This window comes from Cryobacterium sp. TMS1-20-1 (assembly GCF_004402355.1).
Taxonomy (GTDB): Bacteria; Actinomycetota; Actinomycetes; order Actinomycetales; family Microbacteriaceae; genus Cryobacterium; species Cryobacterium levicorallinum.
Window position 1 is genome coordinate 104,269 of the sequence record NZ_SOGF01000018.1, and the last position, 17,915, is coordinate 122,183.

Annotated in this window: 15 protein-coding genes and 1 tRNA gene; 5 read left to right on the forward strand and 11 right to left on the reverse strand. The window is 65.1% G+C overall.

Annotated elements, in window-relative coordinates; genetic code table 11:
* Window positions 1–143: 143 nt before the first annotated feature.
* Window positions 144–1,514, forward strand: coding sequence for a Na+/H+ antiporter NhaA (gene nhaA / locus E3O45_RS03030; RefSeq protein WP_134441616.1), 1,371 nt, complete (start codon window positions 144–146; stop codon window positions 1,512–1,514).
* 61 nt (window positions 1,515–1,575) lie between these two features.
* Here the strand turns inward: nhaA and mfd are convergent, their stop codons facing one another.
* The 3 genes from mfd to E3O45_RS03045 are packed head-to-tail and all read right to left on the reverse strand — an operon-like array spanning window position 1,576 to window position 6,465.
* Window positions 1,576–5,196: a transcription-repair coupling factor gene (mfd, locus tag E3O45_RS03035; protein ID WP_134441618.1), complete on the reverse strand. Its 3,621-nt coding sequence runs from the start codon at window positions 5,194–5,196 to the stop codon at window positions 1,576–1,578.
* Window positions 5,197–5,209: 13 nt separating this feature from the next.
* Window positions 5,210–5,794, reverse strand: a complete 585-nt coding sequence (pth, locus tag E3O45_RS03040; protein WP_134441619.1) for an aminoacyl-tRNA hydrolase — start codon at window positions 5,792–5,794, stop codon at window positions 5,210–5,212.
* A gap of 56 nt (window positions 5,795–5,850) precedes the next feature.
* On the reverse strand, window positions 5,851–6,465 hold the full coding sequence (locus E3O45_RS03045) for a 50S ribosomal protein L25/general stress protein Ctc (RefSeq protein ID WP_092451655.1): 615 nt from the start codon (window positions 6,463–6,465) through the stop codon (window positions 5,851–5,853).
* Window positions 6,466–6,738: 273 nt separating this feature from the next.
* Here E3O45_RS03045 and E3O45_RS03050 point away from each other — a divergent pair, with 273 nt between their 5' ends.
* Entirely contained in the window at window positions 6,739–7,464 is a 726-nt protein-coding gene (locus E3O45_RS03050; RefSeq protein WP_134441621.1) for a FadR/GntR family transcriptional regulator, read from the forward strand.
* A gap of 5 nt (window positions 7,465–7,469) precedes the next feature.
* Here the strand turns inward: E3O45_RS03050 and E3O45_RS03055 are convergent, their stop codons facing one another.
* Entirely contained in the window at window positions 7,470–8,870 is a 1,401-nt protein-coding gene (locus tag E3O45_RS03055; RefSeq protein ID WP_174843044.1) for a GntP family permease, read from the reverse strand.
* On the reverse strand, window positions 8,870–9,433 hold the full coding sequence (locus tag E3O45_RS03060; protein ID WP_241985195.1) for a gluconokinase: 564 nt from the start codon (window positions 9,431–9,433) through the stop codon (window positions 8,870–8,872). The genes E3O45_RS03055 and E3O45_RS03060 overlap by 1 nt, the downstream gene beginning before the upstream one ends.
* A gap of 196 nt (window positions 9,434–9,629) precedes the next feature.
* Between E3O45_RS03060 and gndA the strand changes: the two genes are divergently transcribed.
* Together gndA and E3O45_RS03070 are read left to right on the forward strand one after the other, a co-directional pair.
* Window positions 9,630–11,087, forward strand: coding sequence for an NADP-dependent phosphogluconate dehydrogenase (gene gndA, locus E3O45_RS03065; RefSeq protein ID WP_134441625.1), 1,458 nt, complete (start codon window positions 9,630–9,632; stop codon window positions 11,085–11,087).
* 107 nt (window positions 11,088–11,194) lie between these two features.
* Complete coding sequence (locus tag E3O45_RS03070; protein ID WP_092451631.1) at window positions 11,195–11,560, forward strand: hypothetical protein; 366 nt, start codon at window positions 11,195–11,197, stop codon at window positions 11,558–11,560.
* A 319-nt stretch (window positions 11,561–11,879) separates the two neighbouring features.
* Here the strand turns inward: E3O45_RS03070 and E3O45_RS03075 are convergent, their stop codons facing one another.
* The 3 genes from E3O45_RS03075 to E3O45_RS03085 all read right to left on the reverse strand — a co-directional run bounded on the left by E3O45_RS03075 (window position 11,880) and on the right by E3O45_RS03085 (window position 14,404).
* Window positions 11,880–12,857, reverse strand: a complete 978-nt coding sequence (locus E3O45_RS03075) for a ribose-phosphate diphosphokinase (RefSeq protein WP_092340644.1) — start codon at window positions 12,855–12,857, stop codon at window positions 11,880–11,882.
* Window positions 12,858–14,297 carry a bifunctional UDP-N-acetylglucosamine diphosphorylase/glucosamine-1-phosphate N-acetyltransferase GlmU gene (gene glmU / locus E3O45_RS03080; RefSeq protein WP_134441626.1) on the reverse strand — a complete coding sequence of 480 codons (1,440 nt, stop codon included), beginning with the start codon at window positions 14,295–14,297 and terminating at the stop codon, window positions 12,858–12,860.
* Between the two features lie 35 nt (window positions 14,298–14,332).
* Window positions 14,333–14,404: transfer RNA gene (locus E3O45_RS03085), tRNA-Gln, on the reverse strand.
* A 122-nt stretch (window positions 14,405–14,526) separates the two neighbouring features.
* Here E3O45_RS03085 and E3O45_RS03090 point away from each other — a divergent pair.
* The gene (locus E3O45_RS03090; RefSeq protein WP_092451627.1) at window positions 14,527–15,018 is read left to right on the forward strand and encodes a MarR family winged helix-turn-helix transcriptional regulator; all 492 of its coding nucleotides are present in this window, start codon (window positions 14,527–14,529) and stop codon (window positions 15,016–15,018) included.
* A gap of 12 nt (window positions 15,019–15,030) precedes the next feature.
* On the opposite strand, the gene E3O45_RS03095 is transcribed toward E3O45_RS03090, so the two are convergent.
* From E3O45_RS03095 to E3O45_RS03105, 3 genes are all read right to left on the reverse strand, one after another.
* On the reverse strand, window positions 15,031–15,690 hold the full coding sequence (locus E3O45_RS03095; protein WP_134441628.1) for a methionine ABC transporter permease: 660 nt from the start codon (window positions 15,688–15,690) through the stop codon (window positions 15,031–15,033).
* On the reverse strand, window positions 15,690–16,718 hold the full coding sequence (locus E3O45_RS03100; RefSeq protein ID WP_134441630.1) for a methionine ABC transporter ATP-binding protein: 1,029 nt from the start codon (window positions 16,716–16,718) through the stop codon (window positions 15,690–15,692). Before E3O45_RS03100 ends, E3O45_RS03095 begins: the two co-directional genes overlap by 1 nt.
* 95 nt (window positions 16,719–16,813) lie before the next feature.
* Window positions 16,814–17,710, reverse strand: a complete 897-nt coding sequence (locus tag E3O45_RS03105; RefSeq protein ID WP_241985207.1) for a MetQ/NlpA family ABC transporter substrate-binding protein — start codon at window positions 17,708–17,710, stop codon at window positions 16,814–16,816.
* Between the last annotated feature and the right edge of the window lie 205 nt (window positions 17,711–17,915).

A 17,915-nucleotide genomic window follows, 5' to 3' on the forward strand; every position in this document is an offset into this window, starting at 1 on the left:
ACTCCTGGATCGGTTCCATCGTCCCTCCATCGTAGGCGGGCCACCGATGATCGCTCAGGTACGTCGTGTATTCTGGTCGACGGTGAGCCGGGAAGTCTGGTCGGCACATGTATGTTCGCGCCCGAAAGACCAGAGGAATTTTAATGACCGAACCATCCAACCTCCCAGCTTCGAAGGCCACCCCGTCGACCGCCACCGTGCTTCGCCGCGGCAGCCACAACGAGTTTGTCCGCATCTCGCGCATTCTGCGCAAGGAAACCGTCGGAGGAGCCATTCTGCTCGCCGCGACCGTGGCCGCGCTGATCATGGCCAACTCCGGCTTCTCCGACGCCTACTACGCCTTTCGCGACTACAAGATCGGCTACGCCCCCTGGCACCTCGAGCTGAGCCTCGGCGCCTGGGCGGCCGACGGGTTTCTCGCCATCTTCTTCTTCCTCGCCGGACTCGAACTCAAACGCGAATTCGTCGCTGGTGACCTGCGGAGCGTGAGCCGGGCCATCGTTCCGGTGGCGGCCGCCGTCGGCGGAGTGATCATTCCCGCGCTCATCTATGTGCTGATCAACCTCGAAACCGGGGCTGAGACGCTGCGCGGCTGGGCGATTCCCACCGCGACCGACATCGCCTTCGCCCTCGCCGTGCTCGCCGTGATCGGGTCGAAGCTGCCGGCCGCGCTGCGCATCTTTCTGCTGACCCTCGCTGTCGTTGACGACCTGCTCGCCATCGCCATCATCGCTTTCTTCTACACGACGGACATGAATGTTCCGCTGCTGCTGCTCGCCATCGTGCCCCTCGCCCTGTTCTGGGTAATCACCCACCGGTTCTCCTACTTCTTCAAGAACAAGGCGTGGGCAGCCTGGGTCATTTTGCTGCCGCTCGGCTTTATCGTCTGGGCGCTCGTGCACGGTTCCGGCGTACACGCGACCGTCGCTGGCGTACTCCTCGGTTTCGCGGTGCCGGTCTTGCGCAGCAAGCGCGGCGGCGGCCCCGACGCCGGGCCCGGTCTGGCCGAGGTGCTCGAGCACCGCATTCGCCCGCTGTCGAGCGGTTTCGCGATTCCGGTGTTCGCGTTCTTCTCCGCCGGCGTCACCCTCGGCGGCGCCGAGGGTCTGTACCAGGCCATCACCGACCCGGTAGCTGTCGGCATCGTCGTCGCTCTCGTGGTCGGCAAGCCGATCGGGGTGTTGCTGGCCACCTTCATCGTGACCAAGACCACCAAGGCAACCCTCGACCCCGACCTGGCCTGGATCGACGTCATCGGCGTGTCCCTGCTGGCCGGCGTCGGCTTCACCGTGTCACTGCTGATCAGCGAGCTCGCTTTCGGCCAGGGCAGCCCGCACGACGATCACGCCAAGGTCGCCATCCTGGTCGGTTCGCTGCTCGCCGCCCTGCTGGCCACCGCGATCCTGCGCTCCCGCAACCGTCACTACGGTCGCATTGCCGAGAAGGAAGCCATCGACAGCGACAGCGACGGCATCCCGGATGTGTACCAGACGGAACAGTCGTCGAAGGGCTAGGCATCCGCTGACTCATACAGCACCGTCGTTCCCGCAACGACGGTGCTGTCGGCGTTAACGGTTAGGTGGCGGACAGAACGGCCGGCGGGAAGATCGCGGTCAGCAGCGACTTGGTCCACTCGATCAGGGCGTTGTCATCCAGCGGCTCACCGTTCGGCCGTGGCATCGGCACGCTGAGCGCCCCAGTGGCCGACACGTAACGTGAGCCGGGATACATCCGCTGCAACCGGATTTGAATGGAGTCGGCCAGATCGGCCGGAGCAACCCGCAGGTTCGACCCCATGGCGACGACCTCGCTGAGGTTCGCCTGCTGGGCCTGCCAGCGCAGCCGCGACACGGCCACCAGATTCTGAACCGGCACCGGCGGTTCGCCGTAACGGTCGGTGAGTTCCTCGACCACGAGGTCGATCTGGTCGTCCGCCGCCGTCGGCGAGCTCGCGCTGGACAGCTTCTGGTACGCCTCGAGACGCAGCCGCTCACTGTCGACGAAGTCGTGCGGAATGTGCGCGTCCACCGGCAGCTCGAGCCGCAGTTCGGTCTGCCCCTCGGCGACGTCGCCGCGGAACGTCGACACGGCCTCGCCGATCATGCGCAGGTACAGGTCGAAGCCGACGCCCGCGATGTGCCCGGCCTGTTCGCCGCCGAGCAGGTTTCCGGCACCGCGAATCTCCAGGTCCTTCAGGGCCACCTGCATACCGGCACCGAGTTCGTTGTTCGCCGCGATCGTGGCGAGCCGATCGTGCGCGGTCTCCGACAGCGGCTTGTTCTCGTCGTAGAGGAAGTAGGCGTAGGCCCGCTCACGCCCACGACCGACCCGGCCGCGCAGCTGGTGCAGCTGGCTCAAGCCGAACTTGTCGGCCCGGTCGATGATGATCGTGTTCGCATTGTTAATGTCGAGGCCGGTTTCGATGATCGTGGTGCAGACCAGAATGTCGAACTTGCGCTCCCAGAAGTCGCCGACCACCTGCTCGAGCTGAGCCTCGGGCAGCTGCCCGTGCGCGATCGCGATGCGCGCCTCCGGCACCAGTTCGGCGAGCTCCGACGCAATGCGGTTGATGCTCGTGACCCGGTTGTGCACGAAGAAGATCTGACCCTCGCGCAGCAGTTCCCGACGGATGGCCGCAGCCACCTGCCGTTGCGAGTACGGTCCGACAAAGGTCAGGATGGGGTGCCGGTCCTCGGGCGGGGTGGCCAGGGTCGACATTTCGCGAATTCCGGTTACCGCCATCTCCAGCGACCGCGGAATGGGGGTCGCGCTCATCGCGAGAATATCCACGTTGGTCTTGAGCTTCTTCAAGGCGTCCTTGTGCTCGACACCAAAGCGCTGTTCCTCGTCGATAATGACCAGGCCGAGATCCTTGAAGATGATCGACGGCGACAGTAGCCGGTGCGTGCCGATGACGACGTCGACGGTGCCCTCGAGCATTCCGGCGATCGTCTCGCGCGACTCCTTGTCGGTCTGGAATCGGGACAGGGCGCGCAGGTGAATCGGGAACCCGGCGAAGCGCTCCTTGAACGTTTCCATGTGCTGGCTGACCAGCAGCGTGGTCGGAACCAGCATGGCCACCTGCTTGCCGTCCTGCACGGCCTTGAACGCGGCACGAATGGCCACCTCGGTTTTGCCGAAACCGACGTCGCCACTGAGCAGCCGGTCCATCGGAATCGGCCGTTCCATGTCGGCTTTGACCTCGTCGATCGTCGTCAGCTGGTCGGGGGTCTCCACGAATGGGAAGGCTTCTTCGAGCTCGCGCTGCCAGGGGGTGTCCGGCCCGAAGGCGTGACCCTTGCTCGCCATCCGCGCCGAATACAGCTTGACCAGCTCGACGGCAATGTCGCGCACCGCCTTGCGCGCCTTGGTCTTTGCGCTCGACCAGTCGCTGCCGCCCATCTTGCTCAGGGTCGGCGCCTCCCCGCCGACATACCGGGTGACCAGGTCGAGCTGGTCGGTCGGCACATACAGCCGGTCGCCGGCGTGGCCGCGCTTGGACGCCGCATATTCCAGCACCAGATATTCGCGGGTGGTCTTGACCGGGTTGCGCCCGCCGCTCGATACCTCGCGCTGGGTCAGTTCGAGAAAACGACCGATGCCATGCGTCTGGTGCACGACGTGGTCACCGGCGACCAGCTGCAACGGGTCGACGACATTCTTGCGGCGGCTCGCGAGCTTCTTGATCTGCCTGGCCGAGTAGCCGACGGTGCGCCCGTAAAATTCGCTCTCGCTGATCAGGGTGAGTTTGCTGGTCGGCAGCTCGAAACCATGATCGACGGATGCCTTCAGCAGGTAGGCGATACCCGCCTCCGGTTCCAGCGGCCACACGTCTACGACGCGCACCGGAAGTTCGCGCTCGGCCAAAACCTGCGCGGCCCGCTCGACCAGCCCCGCCCCCTGGGCGACGATACCGACGACCCAGCCGTCGTGCAGCCGGGAGGCGACATGACCCACTGCCCCGTCGACGCTGCCGGCGAAGGTGGGGACGGCATCCGCTTCGATGCGAATGGTGAGCAGTTCGTCCATTTCGAGGTGTTCGGGCAGAACCGCCTCGTCGGTGGGCGCCGCCTGGAACGTGCTCAGGGTCCACCAGTGGTGGCCGGTCGCCGGTGCACCGGGAGCCGAATATTTGACACTGTCGCGCAGGCGGCCGAGCGTGAGAAAATCGCCGGATTCGAGGTCGATCGGCGCGTCGGCACCGGCCGTGGCAGCGCTCCAGGCTGCACCGAGAAACTCACGGTTGGTCTCGGCGAGGCTGATCGCGCGGCTTGCGACCCGCTCCGGCGAGATCACGGCGACGGCAGCGTTGCTCGGCAGGTAGTGCGTGACCGGCACCAGCCGGTCGACCAGGGCGGGGGCGAGGCTTTCCATGCCCTCGACCGGGATGCCCTCGGCGATCTTGGCGAGCAGACCGGACAGGCTCGGAAATTCGTGCTGCATTTCCTGGGCGCGCTGCCGCACGGCCGGGCTGAGCAGCAGTTCCCGGCTCGGCGGCAGGCTGACGGATGCGACCGGTTCGGGCAAGGACCGTTGGTCGGCGACGCTGAACAGGCGAATCTGCTCGACCTCGTCGCCGAAGAATTCCACCCGGTAGGGGTGCGAGGCGACCGGCGGAAAGACGTCGAGAATACCGCCGCGCACGGCGAACTCACCGCGCCGGGTGACCATGTCGACGCGGGCGTAGGCCACATTGACCAGCTGCAGCACGATCGCCGAGAGGTCGTGCCCGCGGGCTCCGACCGTCAGTTCGATCGGTTCGTAGTCGGTGAGGTTGTCGGCGACCGGCTGCAGGGCGGCTCGCACCGAGGCGACGACGATAAGCGGATGCCGCTCGCGCGCGTCCTGCTCCTGCCACTCGCGCATCCGCCGCAGGGCGTGCAGGCGCTTGCCGACGATCTCGGCGCTGGGGCTCAGGCGCTCGTGCGGGAGGGTTTCCCAGGCTGGAAAGTCGATGATCTCCGCGCTCGTGGCGAAGCAGCCGAGGTTCTCGCGCAGCGCCTCGGACTCGCGGCCGGTCGCGGTGATGACGAACAGCGCCTGAGCATCATCGCGGCGCAGGTCAAGCAGCGCGGCGAGCAGCGGGGCACGCAGGCCCTCGGTCAGACTGAAATCAGCATCCCGGCTGGCATAGGCGAGGGCGTTGTCGAACGTGGAGGCGCGCGCGAGCGCTGCGATTAAGCCCTGAAGGATCACTGAACGAGTCTACCTACGCGGGCGAGTGGAACTTCTGTTGGGCCGCAACGACGCCGTCGGTGGCGATCAATTCGATCGCGTCGGCGGCATCCGCTATTAAGACGAGCAGAATGCTGCGCTCGGCGGCGGCGAAGTCGTGCAATACGAAGTCGGCCGCGTTCTGGCGGCCCGGCGGCCGGCCGATGCCCATGCGAATGCGAACGAACTCGTTGCTTCCGGTGGCCGCAATAATGTCGCGCAGGCCGTTGTGGCCGCCGTGACCGCCGCCAACCTTAATCTTGAGGGTGTCGAAGGGCAGGTCCAGGTCATCGTGCACGACGATGAGGCGGGAAATGGGCAGCGAGTAGAAGCGCAGCAGCGCGGCGACCGGGCTGCCGGAGACGTTCATAAACGTGGTGGGCTTGGCCAGCACCAGCTTGGGTGCGCCGGGAGCCAGTCGCCCCTCGGCGACCAGGGCGGCGGTTTTGTGACGCTTGAAATTCGCGGGCAGACGATAGGCGAGTTGCCCTGTGACCATCTGCCCGACGTTGTGGCGGTTACCGGCGTAGTCGGGCCCGGGGTTACCGAGCCCGACTACGAGCCACAGGTTCGTATCCAGGGGAATCCTCCGCCTAAGTGTTGGAAAACCCCGCGAGAACCGAGTGAAGATAATTGTTACGCGGCGGGCGGCGTGGCGGCCGGGGTGCCTGCAGTGATGACCTCGGTCTCCTCGGACTCGTCCTCGCCACGCGGCGTGTGGACGTAGATGACCAGGGTCTCGGGGTCGGACACGAGCACGGCGCCGGCGGGCAGCGTGACGTCCTTGGCGTGCAGCTGCGCGCCGTCTTCGAGGCCCTCGATCGACAACTGGAGGTTCTCGGGGATGTCGGTGGCTTCAACCTCGAGCAGGAGCGACTTGGTGTCGAAGTCGGCCATGGTGCCGGGGAACGATTCGCCGGTGGTGTGTACGGGGACCTCAACCTGGACCTTTTCACCCTTGCGTACGACGATGAGGTCAATGTGCTCAATGATGGCCTTGACCGGGTCCTTCTGCACGTCCTTGACCAGCACAAGCTGCTTCTCGCCGGCGAGATCGAGCTCAAGAATCATGTTCTTGCGACGCAGCAGCAGACCGATGCGGTGCGAGGGCAGCGACACGTGCACCGGCTCGGTGCCGTGGCCGTAGATGACGGCCGGGATCAGGCCGAGCACGCGCAGCTTGCGGGCCGCACCCTTGCCAAAGTTTTCGCGCAGTTCAGCGACGACGGCATTTACTTCTTTTTTAGCCATGGTGTTACTCCTAGCGGGTATAAGACCCAGATCGTGGTCTTCGGGCCGAAGCCCGAAGATGGGGGTACTGATTCAACTCGAACGCATGTCAGCGTGAGGAAAAGCCCAAGGTCTCGTCCGCCGCGTCGATCACGGATGCCGTCAGCCCGGTTGCCCGGGTGACGATATCCCTCGCCGAAGTTCGATTCTCAAGCTTACACAGTTTGGGCCGCCCCCGCAGTCCGGGCGTGTCACCCGCTGTAGCCGTGCCGCCCCAGCCGTTAGGGTCAGAGCATGCCCTCCAGCCTGCACAACCGCGTCGTCGATGCGGTTGGCACCCCCATCGTGGACGGCCGGATGCCGGCCGGGACGGTCATGCTCGCCGATCACATCGCCCTCGACCAGGGCGTCAGCCGATCGGTTGTGCGCGAGGCCGTGCGCGTGCTCGCCGCGATGGGATTGGTCGAATCGATCAAACGGGTCGGCATCCGCGTGCGTCCGCAATCGGGGTGGAATGCCTTCGATCCGACGCTTATTCGGTGGCGATTAGCCGGGCCGGAGCGTGGCGCACAGTTGCGCTCGCTGACCGAGCTGCGAGCATCCGTTGAGCCGATGGCGGCCGAGCTGGCTGCCGCACACTGCCCGCAGGCGATGTCGGGTGAGCTGATGACCGTGGCCGCGCAGATGCGCACGGTGGGGCGCGCCGGCGACCTGGAGCGATTTCTGACCCTGGACATCCATTTTCACCGGCTGTTCCTGCACGGCTCCGGCAATGAAATGTTTGCCAAGCTCGACGAGGTGATCGCCGCTGTACTCTCGGGGCGCACCGGACTCGGCCTGATGCCCGAGAAGCCGCACGAGACCGCGCTGCAGTGGCACGTGGACGTGGCCGACGCCGTGCAGGGCGGGCACCCCGTGCAGGCCCGGGAGTCGATGGAGCTCATTATGCGGCGCACCATCGCCGAGGTGGAAGACTCCTGGGCCGATACCCCGCGGCTGTTCTTCTCAGCCGCGGAATAGTTGGGTCAGAACAGGGTGGCGACGAGGTAGATCGCCAGGGCGATGGTGAAGCCGACCACACCAACCAGGGCCTGACCGACGGTCCACGTCTTTAGGGTGGTCTTGGTATCCATCTCGAAGAACCGGCTGATCAGCCAGAATCCCGAGTCGTTCACGTGGCCGGCGAAAACCGACCCGGCAGCCAGTGCCAGCACGATCGCGGCCAGCTCGACCGGGTTATAGGTCGAATTGCTCATGACGACCGGCTGCAGCAGGGCGGCGGAGGTGGTCAGCGCAACGGTGGCCGATCCCTGCGCGATCCGCACCACGGCGGCGATAACGAAACCGGCGACGATCACCGGCAGCCCAATGCTGTCGAGCGATTCGGCGATGGCAGTGCCAATACCACTGGCCTGCAACACCCCACCGAACATTCCACCAGCACCCGTGATCAAAATGACGGCGGCAACCGGGCCGAGCGCGCTGTCCACGACGGCCTCGATCAGACCCGACGACTTGCGCTTCTTCCAGCCGAGCAAGATCATGCCGAGGAGAACGGTGATGAGCAGGGCGACTGGGGTCTCGCCGAAGGCGCGCAGTACCTGCACCCAGGCGTCATCGAGCGACACCAGGCCGGCTGTCGCTGCCATGTTCAATCCGGTATTGAGAAAGATCAGGCCGATCGGCAGCAACAACAGGGACAGAACGGTGCCGACCTTGGGGGCCGACTCGAATTCCTTGAAGTTGTCGGTCTTGCTGCTGAGAATAGACGGCACGGGAATGTTGTACTTGCGGCCAACGTACCCGCCGAACAAGCGCCCAACGACGAACCAGGTGGGCAGCGCCACGACCAGGCCGAAGATCAGCACCAGGCCGACATCGGCGCCGAGCAGGCCGGTCGCCGCGACGGGCCCCGGGTGCGGCGGAACGAAAATGTGCATGACCGAGAACGCCACGGCCGAGGGAAAGCCGTAGGCGAGGAACGATCCGCCCAAGCGACGGGCGACCGCGAAGATGATCGGTAGCATGACGACCAGGCCGGCATCGAAGAAAATCGGGAAGCCCAGCATCAGGGACGCGACACCGAGGGCCAACGGCGCACGTTTCTCGCCGAATCTCTTGATCAGGGCATCCGTCAGCACCTGCGCGCCGCCGCTGGTTTCGAGCATGCGGCCGAGCATCGCACCGAGGCCGACGAGCAGGGCGACGCCGGCGAGGGTTCCGCCGAATCCATTGAGCAGGGTCGACACCAGCCGATCGGTCGGAATTCCGGTGGCGACGGCTGTCAGGAGGCTCACGATAATCAGGGAGAGGAAGGCGTGCACCTTGAACTTCATAATCAGTACGAGGAGCAGCGCAATGGAGCCGGCAGCAACGCCGAGCAACGCAGGGGTGGATAATACCCAGTTCATGTCAAGTGCGGTCATCAGTGAGCGAGTTCTTCCTGGTTCATTTTTGTAATCATGTTCTGTACGAGTCCGACGATGTCGTCGGGAGTTCTGGTGAGTTCGATCCGCATTCCGGCCTCGTCGGCCGCGAGCGGTTCGAGGGCGGCGAACTGCGAATCGAGCAACGTGGCCGGCATATATTCGTGATTGCGGTGCGTCAGCCGTTCGGCGATCAGTGCCTGATCGCCGTAGAGCTCGACGAAGACCAGAGACGGTACGAGGTCACGCATCAGGTCGCGGTAGCTGCGCTTGAGCGCCGAACACGCCACGGTGAGCGCTTCACCGCCCTCGAGGGCCGCCGCCATGGTCTGGGCGATGTGGGTCAGCCACGGCAAGCGGTCCTCGTCGGTCAGCGGATGCCCCGACGCCATTTTCGCGCGGGCTGCAGCGCTGTGCAGGTCGTCGCCGTCTGCAAAGCGGATGCCGAGGGCATCGGCGATACCGCGGCCGACGGTGGATTTGCCGCACCCCTGCACACCCATGACGACGATGGGCAGCCCGGGGGCGATCTGGCTGGTATCCGCGCTGTTCGTCTTTGACATTGTGCTCCGCATGCTCGGCCGTTGCTTCATTACATCGGATTAATTTGCGGTTTCATCGTAATAAATCTGATTTCAATCATCAACGCTAACACCACACTGTTCCCGATCAAATTCAGCTTCCGGGCCAGACATGGCGCTCAGGCCCGTGCACTAAAGTTGAAGATGGCCTGTTCAATACAGTCCCAAAGGAGAAAACGTGTCAGAGTCCCGTGCAGCGCAGGCAAATATTGGTGTCGTCGGACTGGCGGTGATGGGCTCGAACCTCGCCCGTAACCTCGCCGGCCGCGAGGGAAACACGGTCGCCGTGTACAACCGCTCCCCTGAGCGAACCCGCCTACTCACGACCGAACACCCGGAAGCGAACTTCGTCGCCTCCGAGAACATCGCCGACTTCGTCGCCTCGCTCACCAAGCCGCGCACCGCAATCATCATGGTGCAGGCCGGTAAGGGAACCGACGCCGTCATTACCCAGCTCTCCGAGCTGTTCGAACCCGGCGACATCATTGTCGACGGCGGCAACGCCGAATTCACCGACACCATCCGTCGCGAGAAGGAGCAGAGCGCCAAGGGCATCAACTTCGTCGGCGCCGGCATCTCCGGTGGCGAAGAGGGCGCTCTCAACGGCCCGAGCATCATGCCCGGCGGTTCCGTCGAGGCGTACAAAACCCTCGGCCCGATCCTCGAATCCATTGCCGCCGTCGTCGACGGTGTGCCCTGCGTCACCCACATCGGCACCGACGGTGCCGGTCACTTCGTCAAGATGATCCACAACGGCATCGAATATGCCGACATGCAGCTCATCGCCGAGGCCTACGACCTGCTCCGCAAGGTCGGCGGGCACTCCCCCGAAGCCATCGCCGACGTCTTCACCGACTGGAACGACGGGGAACTCAACAGCTACCTCATCGAAATCACCGCCGAGATTCTGCGTCAGGTTGACGCCAAGACCGGAGCCCCGTTCATCGACGTCGTTCTCGACGAGGCCGGCTCGAAGGGAACCGGCGTCTGGACCGTGCAGAACTCGCTCGACCTCGGCGTTCCCGTCGGCGGAATCGCCGAAGCCGTCTTCGCTCGCGCCGTGTCCAGCCACCCGGAACAGCGCGGCCCCGTGCGCGCCACCCTCACGGCTCGCCCCGAGATCGCCGTGGTCGGTCACACCTTCCAGGAAGACGTGCGCCAGGCGCTCTACGCCTCGAAGATTGTTGCCTACGCGCAGGGTTTCGACGCGATCATCGCCGGAGCCAAGAAGTACGGCTGGAACATCGACAAGGGCGCCATCGCCACCATCTGGCGCGGCGGTTGCATCATTCGGGCCCAGTTCCTCAACCGCATCGTGGATGCCTACAACAACGACCCGTCGATCCCGAGCCTGCTCGTCGACCCGTACTTCGCAGAGGCCATTGCCTCCGGTGAAGCCGCGTGGCGCCGCGTCGTCTCGATCGCCGCACTGTCGGGCATCCCGGTTCCCGGTTTCGGTTCGAGCCTGAGCTACTTCGACTCGCTCGCGAGCGAACGCCTTCCGGCCGCGCTCGTGCAGGGACAGCGCGACTTCTTCGGCGCGCACACCTACCACCGCGTCGACATGCCCGGCACCTTCCACACGCTGTGGTCGGGCGACCGCAGCGAGATCGCCACGGAAGCGTCGACTCACTAGGCCCGCAGTTCTGCCGGCCGGCAGCATCCACTTATATAACGGATGCTGCCGGCCGTTTTGTCTACCCGGGTCGCTTCACACCCACGTCTGGAATACTTGGACTCCCCATGACTGACAACCACCCCGAGCTCTCCGGCTACGAGCCGAACGACAACTACCGTCCGCTGCGCGGCAAGCACTTCACCGCAATTTTGCGGGTCGCTGTCGTGCTCGGGCTCATTGCCCTGGTGGTGCCGGGCGTGCTCACGACTATGCGGGTCGCCTCCGACACCGCTGCCAACGCCTGCGTGGCCGCGGTGGCCCAGTACTATCCCTTCGCCGTCGACTTCGACGCCCGCTTCGACCTGACCGGACCCGGCGGATTCGGCTGGCAGTGCTACGCGATCGACCAGAACGAGCGCGACACCTTCGTCACGCCGCTCGGCATCATCCCCGCCGCGCCGCGCCAGCTGGCCCCCGCCACCCGCACCTAGCGCGCCTCGAGACCCAGCTGGCGGCCTCCGCTCTTCGCCGAGCCGTGAGTTTCGCCCCGCGGGCACCACCGAGCCGTGAGTTTCGGCCCGAAAATCGCCAAAAATACCCTCAAACTCACGGCTCGACGGTTGAAACTCACGGCTCGATGTGGTGGCCGCAACGAGAAGCCAGCTTCGACCCCACGCATAGGCCAATGCATGCGGTGGGCGGGCGACAACGCGAGAAAAGCCGCGAAACGGGGCGGGCAGCATCCGTTATTGGCGCATTTAATGAAAGGGAGGCGGCGACCAAAGCCGCCTCCCCAATACGATCTGGTGCCTACGCGGCACCGTCGAACATCGAGGTGACCGAACCCTCGTCGAAGACCTCATGGATCGCGCGCGCGAGCAGCGGAGCGATCGGCAGCACGGTCAGGGTGGGGAAGCGCTTCTCCGGCGGGATGGGCAGCGTGTCGGTGACGACGACGGCGCTGATGGCCGGGTTCTGCAGCATGTCGACGGCCGGGTCGCTGAACACGGCGTGGGTCGCGGCGACGACAACGCCGATGGCGCCGGCCTCACGGAGGGCCTCCGCCGCCAGGGCGATGGTGCGTCCGGTGTCGATCATGTCGTCAACGAGCAGGCAGACGCGGCCGCTGACCTGGCCGACGATCTCGTGCACGGAGACGCGGTTCGGGACGAGCGGGTCGCGACGCTTGTGGATGATGGCCAGCGGCACACCGAGGCGGTCGCTCCAGATGTCAGCGACGCGCACGCGACCCATGTCGGGCGAGACTACGGTGAGGGTGGCCGGGTCGAGCTTCTCGCGGAAGTGCTCAAGCAGCACCGGCATCGCGAACAGGTGGTCGACGGGGCCGTCGAAGAAGCCCTGAATCTGGGCCGCGTGCAGGTCGATCGACATGATGCGGTCGGCGCCGGCAACCTTGAACAGGTCGGCGACGAGGCGGGCCGAGATCGGCTCGCGACCGCGGCCCTTTTTGTCCTGGCGGGCATAGGGGTAGAACGGCGCGACCACCGTGATGCGCTTGGCTGAGGCACGCTTGAGCGCGTCGACCATGATGAGCTGTTCCATCAGCCATTCGTTGATCGGCGCGGTGTGCGACTGGATGACGAAGGCATCCGAGCCGCGCACGCTCTCGTCGAACCGGGCGTACAGTTCGCCGTTGGCGAAAGTACGTGCGTCGGTGTGGAGCAGCTCAGAACCAAGCTCCGTGGCGATATCGAGAGCGAGCTGCGGGTGTGCTCGCCCCGAAACCAGTACTAGTCGTTTGTCGCCGCTGGTCTTGATTTCCGACACTTATTCTCCAGTCTCTGTGGTGCTGCTCGCTGCGGCTGCTGTCGCCGCAGCTGTGCCGGCCCGGTTGGTCTCGACCCAGCCGTCCATATTGCGTTGCGGGGCCACGTTAATGGCCAAAGCGCCGGCCGGAACGTTTTTGCGAACGACCGTGCCAGCCCCCGTATACGCCCCGTCTCCAATTGTAATCGGGGCGACGAACACGTTGTGCGACCCGGTACGCACGTGCGACCCGATCGCCGAGTGGTGTTTGGCCACTCCGTCATAGTTGGCGAATATTGTTCCGGCGCCGATATTGGATTCGACCCCGACCGTGGCATCGCCAACGTAGCTCAGGTGCGGCACCTTGCTGCCCGCGCCGATCTGGGCGTTTTTGGTCTCGACGAAGGCACCGATCTTGCCATCGGCGCCGAGCACTGTGTTCGGGCGCAGATATGAGAACGGGCCGACGGATGCCCCGGCCTCGATCACCGCGAGGGTCGCGTCTGTACGGTTGACGCGGGCGCCTTCGCCGATTTCGCAGTCGCGCAAGGTCGTGTCCGGGCCCACGATGGCGCCGGTGGCCACGACGGTGGCTCCCTCAATCTGGGTGCCCGGCAGCAGAGTGACGTCGGCTGCGAGCACGGCCTTCAGGTCGATCCAGGTCGTGGCCGGGTCTTGCACGGTCACGCCGGCCAGCTGCCAGCCGCGCACGATCAGGGCGTTGAGCTTCTGCGCTGTGTCGCCGAGCTGGGCGCGGTCGTTGATGCCGGCGACGATCCAGGCATCGGCGACGGGAACGGCGCTCACCTCGGAGCCGGCCCGGCGCAGCAGTTCGATCACATCGGTGAGGTACTTCTCACCCTGCGCGTTCGCGGTGGTGAGCTGCGCGAGCTGTTTGCGCAGCTCGGCCAGGCCAAACAGGTAGACACCGGCGTTGATCTCGGTGACGGCCAATTCGGCATCCGTCGCATCTTTTTGCTCGACGATGCGGTCGAAAACACCCTCGACCGAGCGGATGATGCGACCGTAGCCGGTCGCATCGTCGGGGTAGGCGGAGAGTACGGTGCCGGCGGCGGCACCGGTACGGTGCGAGGCGATGAAGGAGGCGAGCGTGGAGGCGTTCAGCAGCGGCACGTCACCGTTAATGACGAGCACGTCACCGTCCCAGCCGGCAGGAAGCGCGGCGACGGCCTGCTCGACGGCACGACCGGTGCCGGGAATCTCGTCCTGGTCGATGATGGTGCTCTCCGGCAGGTCCTGCGCGACGACAGCGGCGAGCAGGTCGCGCTCGTGCCGCACGACGGTGATGACGTGGGCGGCGTCCAGTGCGCGCGCGGTCGCGAGAACGTGGCTGACGATGGGCACCCCGGCGAGCGGATGCAGCAGCTTCGGCAGGCTGGACTTCATGCGGGTGCCCTGGCCGGCGGCCAAAACGATGATGGCGAGGCGGGCGTCTGTCACAGGATTCCTAACGCATTTTGTGAAGAAAGTGAGGGCTCCGCCACCAGGATTCGAACCTGGACCGAACAACTCCAAAGGTTGCCGTGCTGCCGTTACACTATGGCGGACCATGCTGACCGGAGCCAGCAACCTGTCAAGTCTGCCAGATTCCAGCGGCCCTCGACGCCGATGACCAGGCCTGTGAGGCGTCTAGGCGAAGAAACTCCCCGGTAAGCGGGATAATGGAGCAATGCCTGGCCATGATGAAGTCGATCGAATCGTTGATTCGTGGCTGCGTGAACGGCCCGATCTCGACTTCGCGCCGCTGCAGGTGCTCAGCCGCGTCGCCCGGCTGTCCAAGCATCTCGACCGTGCCCGCCGCACCGCATTCTCCCGTTCGGAGCTCGCGTCCTGGGAATTCGACGTATTGTCGGCCCTGCGCCGGGCCGGCAGTCCCTTTGAGCTCAGCCCGAAGGCCCTGCTGCAGCAGACCCTGGTCTCAAGCGGCACCATGACAAACCGTATCGACGGGCTCGTCGAACGCGGGCTCGTGAAGCGCCGCTCCGCACCGAACGACGGTCGCGGAATCCTGGTGGGCATGACACCCGCCGGCCTCAGCCGAGTGGATGCCGCGATCACCCGGCTGGTCGAAGCCGAGGCTGCTCTGCTCGCGACCCTCTCGGTGAGCGACCAGGAGCGCCTGGCCGGCCTGCTGCGCAAGTTGAGCCTCGACTTCGACTGAGCCCCACGAGAACTAGCGGCGGAGCGCCTTGCGGGCGAGGTAGTTGCCGAAGAACTGCACGAACTGCACCAGCACGATGATCAGCAGCACGGCCGCCCAGGTCACGATCGGGTTGAACTGGCGGTAGCCGTACTGCAGGGCGAAGTTGCCCAGGCCGCCGCCGCCGACGTAGCCGGCGACCGCCGACATGTCCACGAGCGCCACGAAAATGAAGGTATAGCCGAGAATCAGCGGTCCGAGCGCTTCGGGCAGCAACACCGTGAAGATGATGCGAATCGGCCCGGCACCGACGCTGCGCGCCGCGTCGATCACACCGGGCGTCACGGTGAGCAGGTTCTGCTCGACGATGCGCGCCATGGCGAAGGAGGCTGCGAGAGCGATCGTGAAGATGATGGCGTTATTGCCGATGCCGCTGCCGGTGACGGCCCGGGCGAGCGGTTGCGCCGCCGCGAGAAAGATGATGAACGGAATCGGGCGAATGAAGTTCACCAGCAGGTTGAGCACGAAGAATAACGGTTTGTTCTCGAGGATACTGCCGGCCCGCGTGAGGTAGAGCGCGAGTCCCACCAGCAGCCCACCGAGGCCACCGAAGAAGAGGGTGAGCGCGACGATGTAGAGCGTCTCGTAGGTGGCCGTCCAGAGTTCGGGCAGCAGATTGATCAGGGCATCCATCAGCGTACCTCCGTGACGGTCGTAAGCGTTCGAATATGGGCGAGTACCTGGTCGACGACCGGGTCAGCGCCGGTGAGGGCGAGGGTGAGGTGCCCGAACGGGCGTCCCTGAATCTCGTTGATGCCGCCGTAGACGACCTCGAAGGCGATGCCGGCCCTGGCCAGTTCACCGAAGACGGCGCCCTGGTCGACCGCGCTGTCGCGAAAGGCCAGCGTGACGATGCGGCCGGCGTGACGTTCGCGCAGCACGGCGAGTTCGGCCGGAGATGGCACCCCCTTGACCACGGTCGAGACGAACCGAGCGGATGCCGCGGCTTGCGGGTTCGAGAACACATCAAAGACGGGTCCGCGTTCAATGACCCGGCCCTGGTCCATCACGGCGACCTTGGTCGCGATGGTCTGGATGACATCCATTTCGTGGGTGATCACGATGATGGTGACCCCGAATTCCGCATTCACTCGCTTCAGCAGAGCGAGGACTTCGTGGGTGGTTTCCGGGTCGAGGGCGCTCGTTGCCTCGTCGGCGAGCAGGATGCTCGGCTGGGTGGCGAGGGCACGGGCAATACCGACCCGCTGCTTCTGGCCACCGGAGAGCTGGTCGGGAAAGGACCCGGCCTTGTCGCTGAGGCCGACGAAGTCGAGCAGCTCGGCCACGCGTGCGGCGCGCTTCTCCTTGGGATATCCGGCGACTTCGAGCGGGTAGGCCACGTTGCGGGCCACCGTGCGGGAGCCGAGCAGGTTGAACTGCTGAAAGATCATGCCGATGCCGAGGCGCACCTGGCGCAGCTCGCGCTCTCGCAGCGCGGCGATGTTCTGCCCGTTGACCCAGATCTCACCGGAAGTCGAACGCTCGAGAGCATTGATCAGACGCACCAGGGTGCTCTTGCCGGCACCGGAATAGCCGATAATGCCGTAAATATCGCCGGCTTCAACGTCGAGGCTGACATCGGCGATCGCCGTGACGCTCGCGCCGTCTTTGGACGTGGGCGGGTAGATCTTGCCCACATTGCGCAGACTGACTACAGCCATCCGTTTGCCTCGCTCATTTCATGCTCCGTGATACCCGACACAACAGCGCAGTCCAGGGCGCCTGCTCCCCCGGACTGCGCTGATGAAGCGGATGCTTACTTGGCGGCCTTGATATCGGCCTGAACCGTCGCGAGCGACTTGGCCAGGTCGGAGGCGGGGGTGGTCACCATTTCGGCGGTGTCGCCCGAGACGGCCAGCACGCCGTCCTGCACGTCCTGGGTGTTCTGGTAGATCTCGACGAGCTGCTGGAAGGTCGCGTTGTCCTTGTCTTCGTCCCGCGAGACGAAGATGTTGACGTAGGGCAGCGCCTGCGGGTCGGTCGCGTCATCGGTGGCGATGGCGTCCTCGAACTTGAGTCCGCCCTTCTCGGCGAAGTCGTTGTTGATGACCGCGGCGGCGACGTCGGGCAGCGACGCGACGGTGAGCGAGGCGTCGAGGGCCGTGACCTTGACTTTGGAGGCCTCCTCGTCGATGTCGGACAGGCTCGAGAAGATGGATCCGCCGTCTTTCAGAACGATGAGACCGTTGGACTGCAGAATGACGAGCGCGCGTGCCTGATTGCTGTCGTCGTCGGGCACGGCGATGGTGTCGCCCTTCACGATGTCATCGACGTTGCTGTACTCGGTGGAGTACAGGCCCAGCGGGTAGATGGCCGTGGCGCCGATCGGAGCCAGGTTGTCGCTGCTCGCCTCGTTGTATTCGGCGAGGTAGACGATGTGCTGGAACTGGTTGAGGTCGACCTCTCCGGCGGCGAGGGCCGGGTTCACCTGCGGGTACTGCGCGAAGTCGACGATCTCGATCTCAATGCCCTCGGCCGCTGCGGCCTCGGTGTAGATCTCCCAGTAGGGGTCGCTCGCTCCGACGACGCCGATCTTGATGGCATCACCGTCGGTACCGGTGGCCGGTCCTTCGGAGGCTCCGGCACAGCCGGCCAGCAGGGCGACGAGCGGTACGAGGGCGAGACCAGCGAGCAGGCTCTTCTTGTTCACGATTTTCTTCACGGTAATTCCTTCAGACGCTGTGGGTTCGGTTTCGTATGGCAGGGCGCAGCACAGTGCATTTCGTCACGGTTCGACGAGACGCACTGACAGCTCGCGGGCACACAACAACGACCGGTCAAACCAGAAGGCTGCGCCCACGAGGAGCTGTGTACCGCGGCTGCGCAGGCACCCCTTAACGATACGTGCCGAAGCTGCG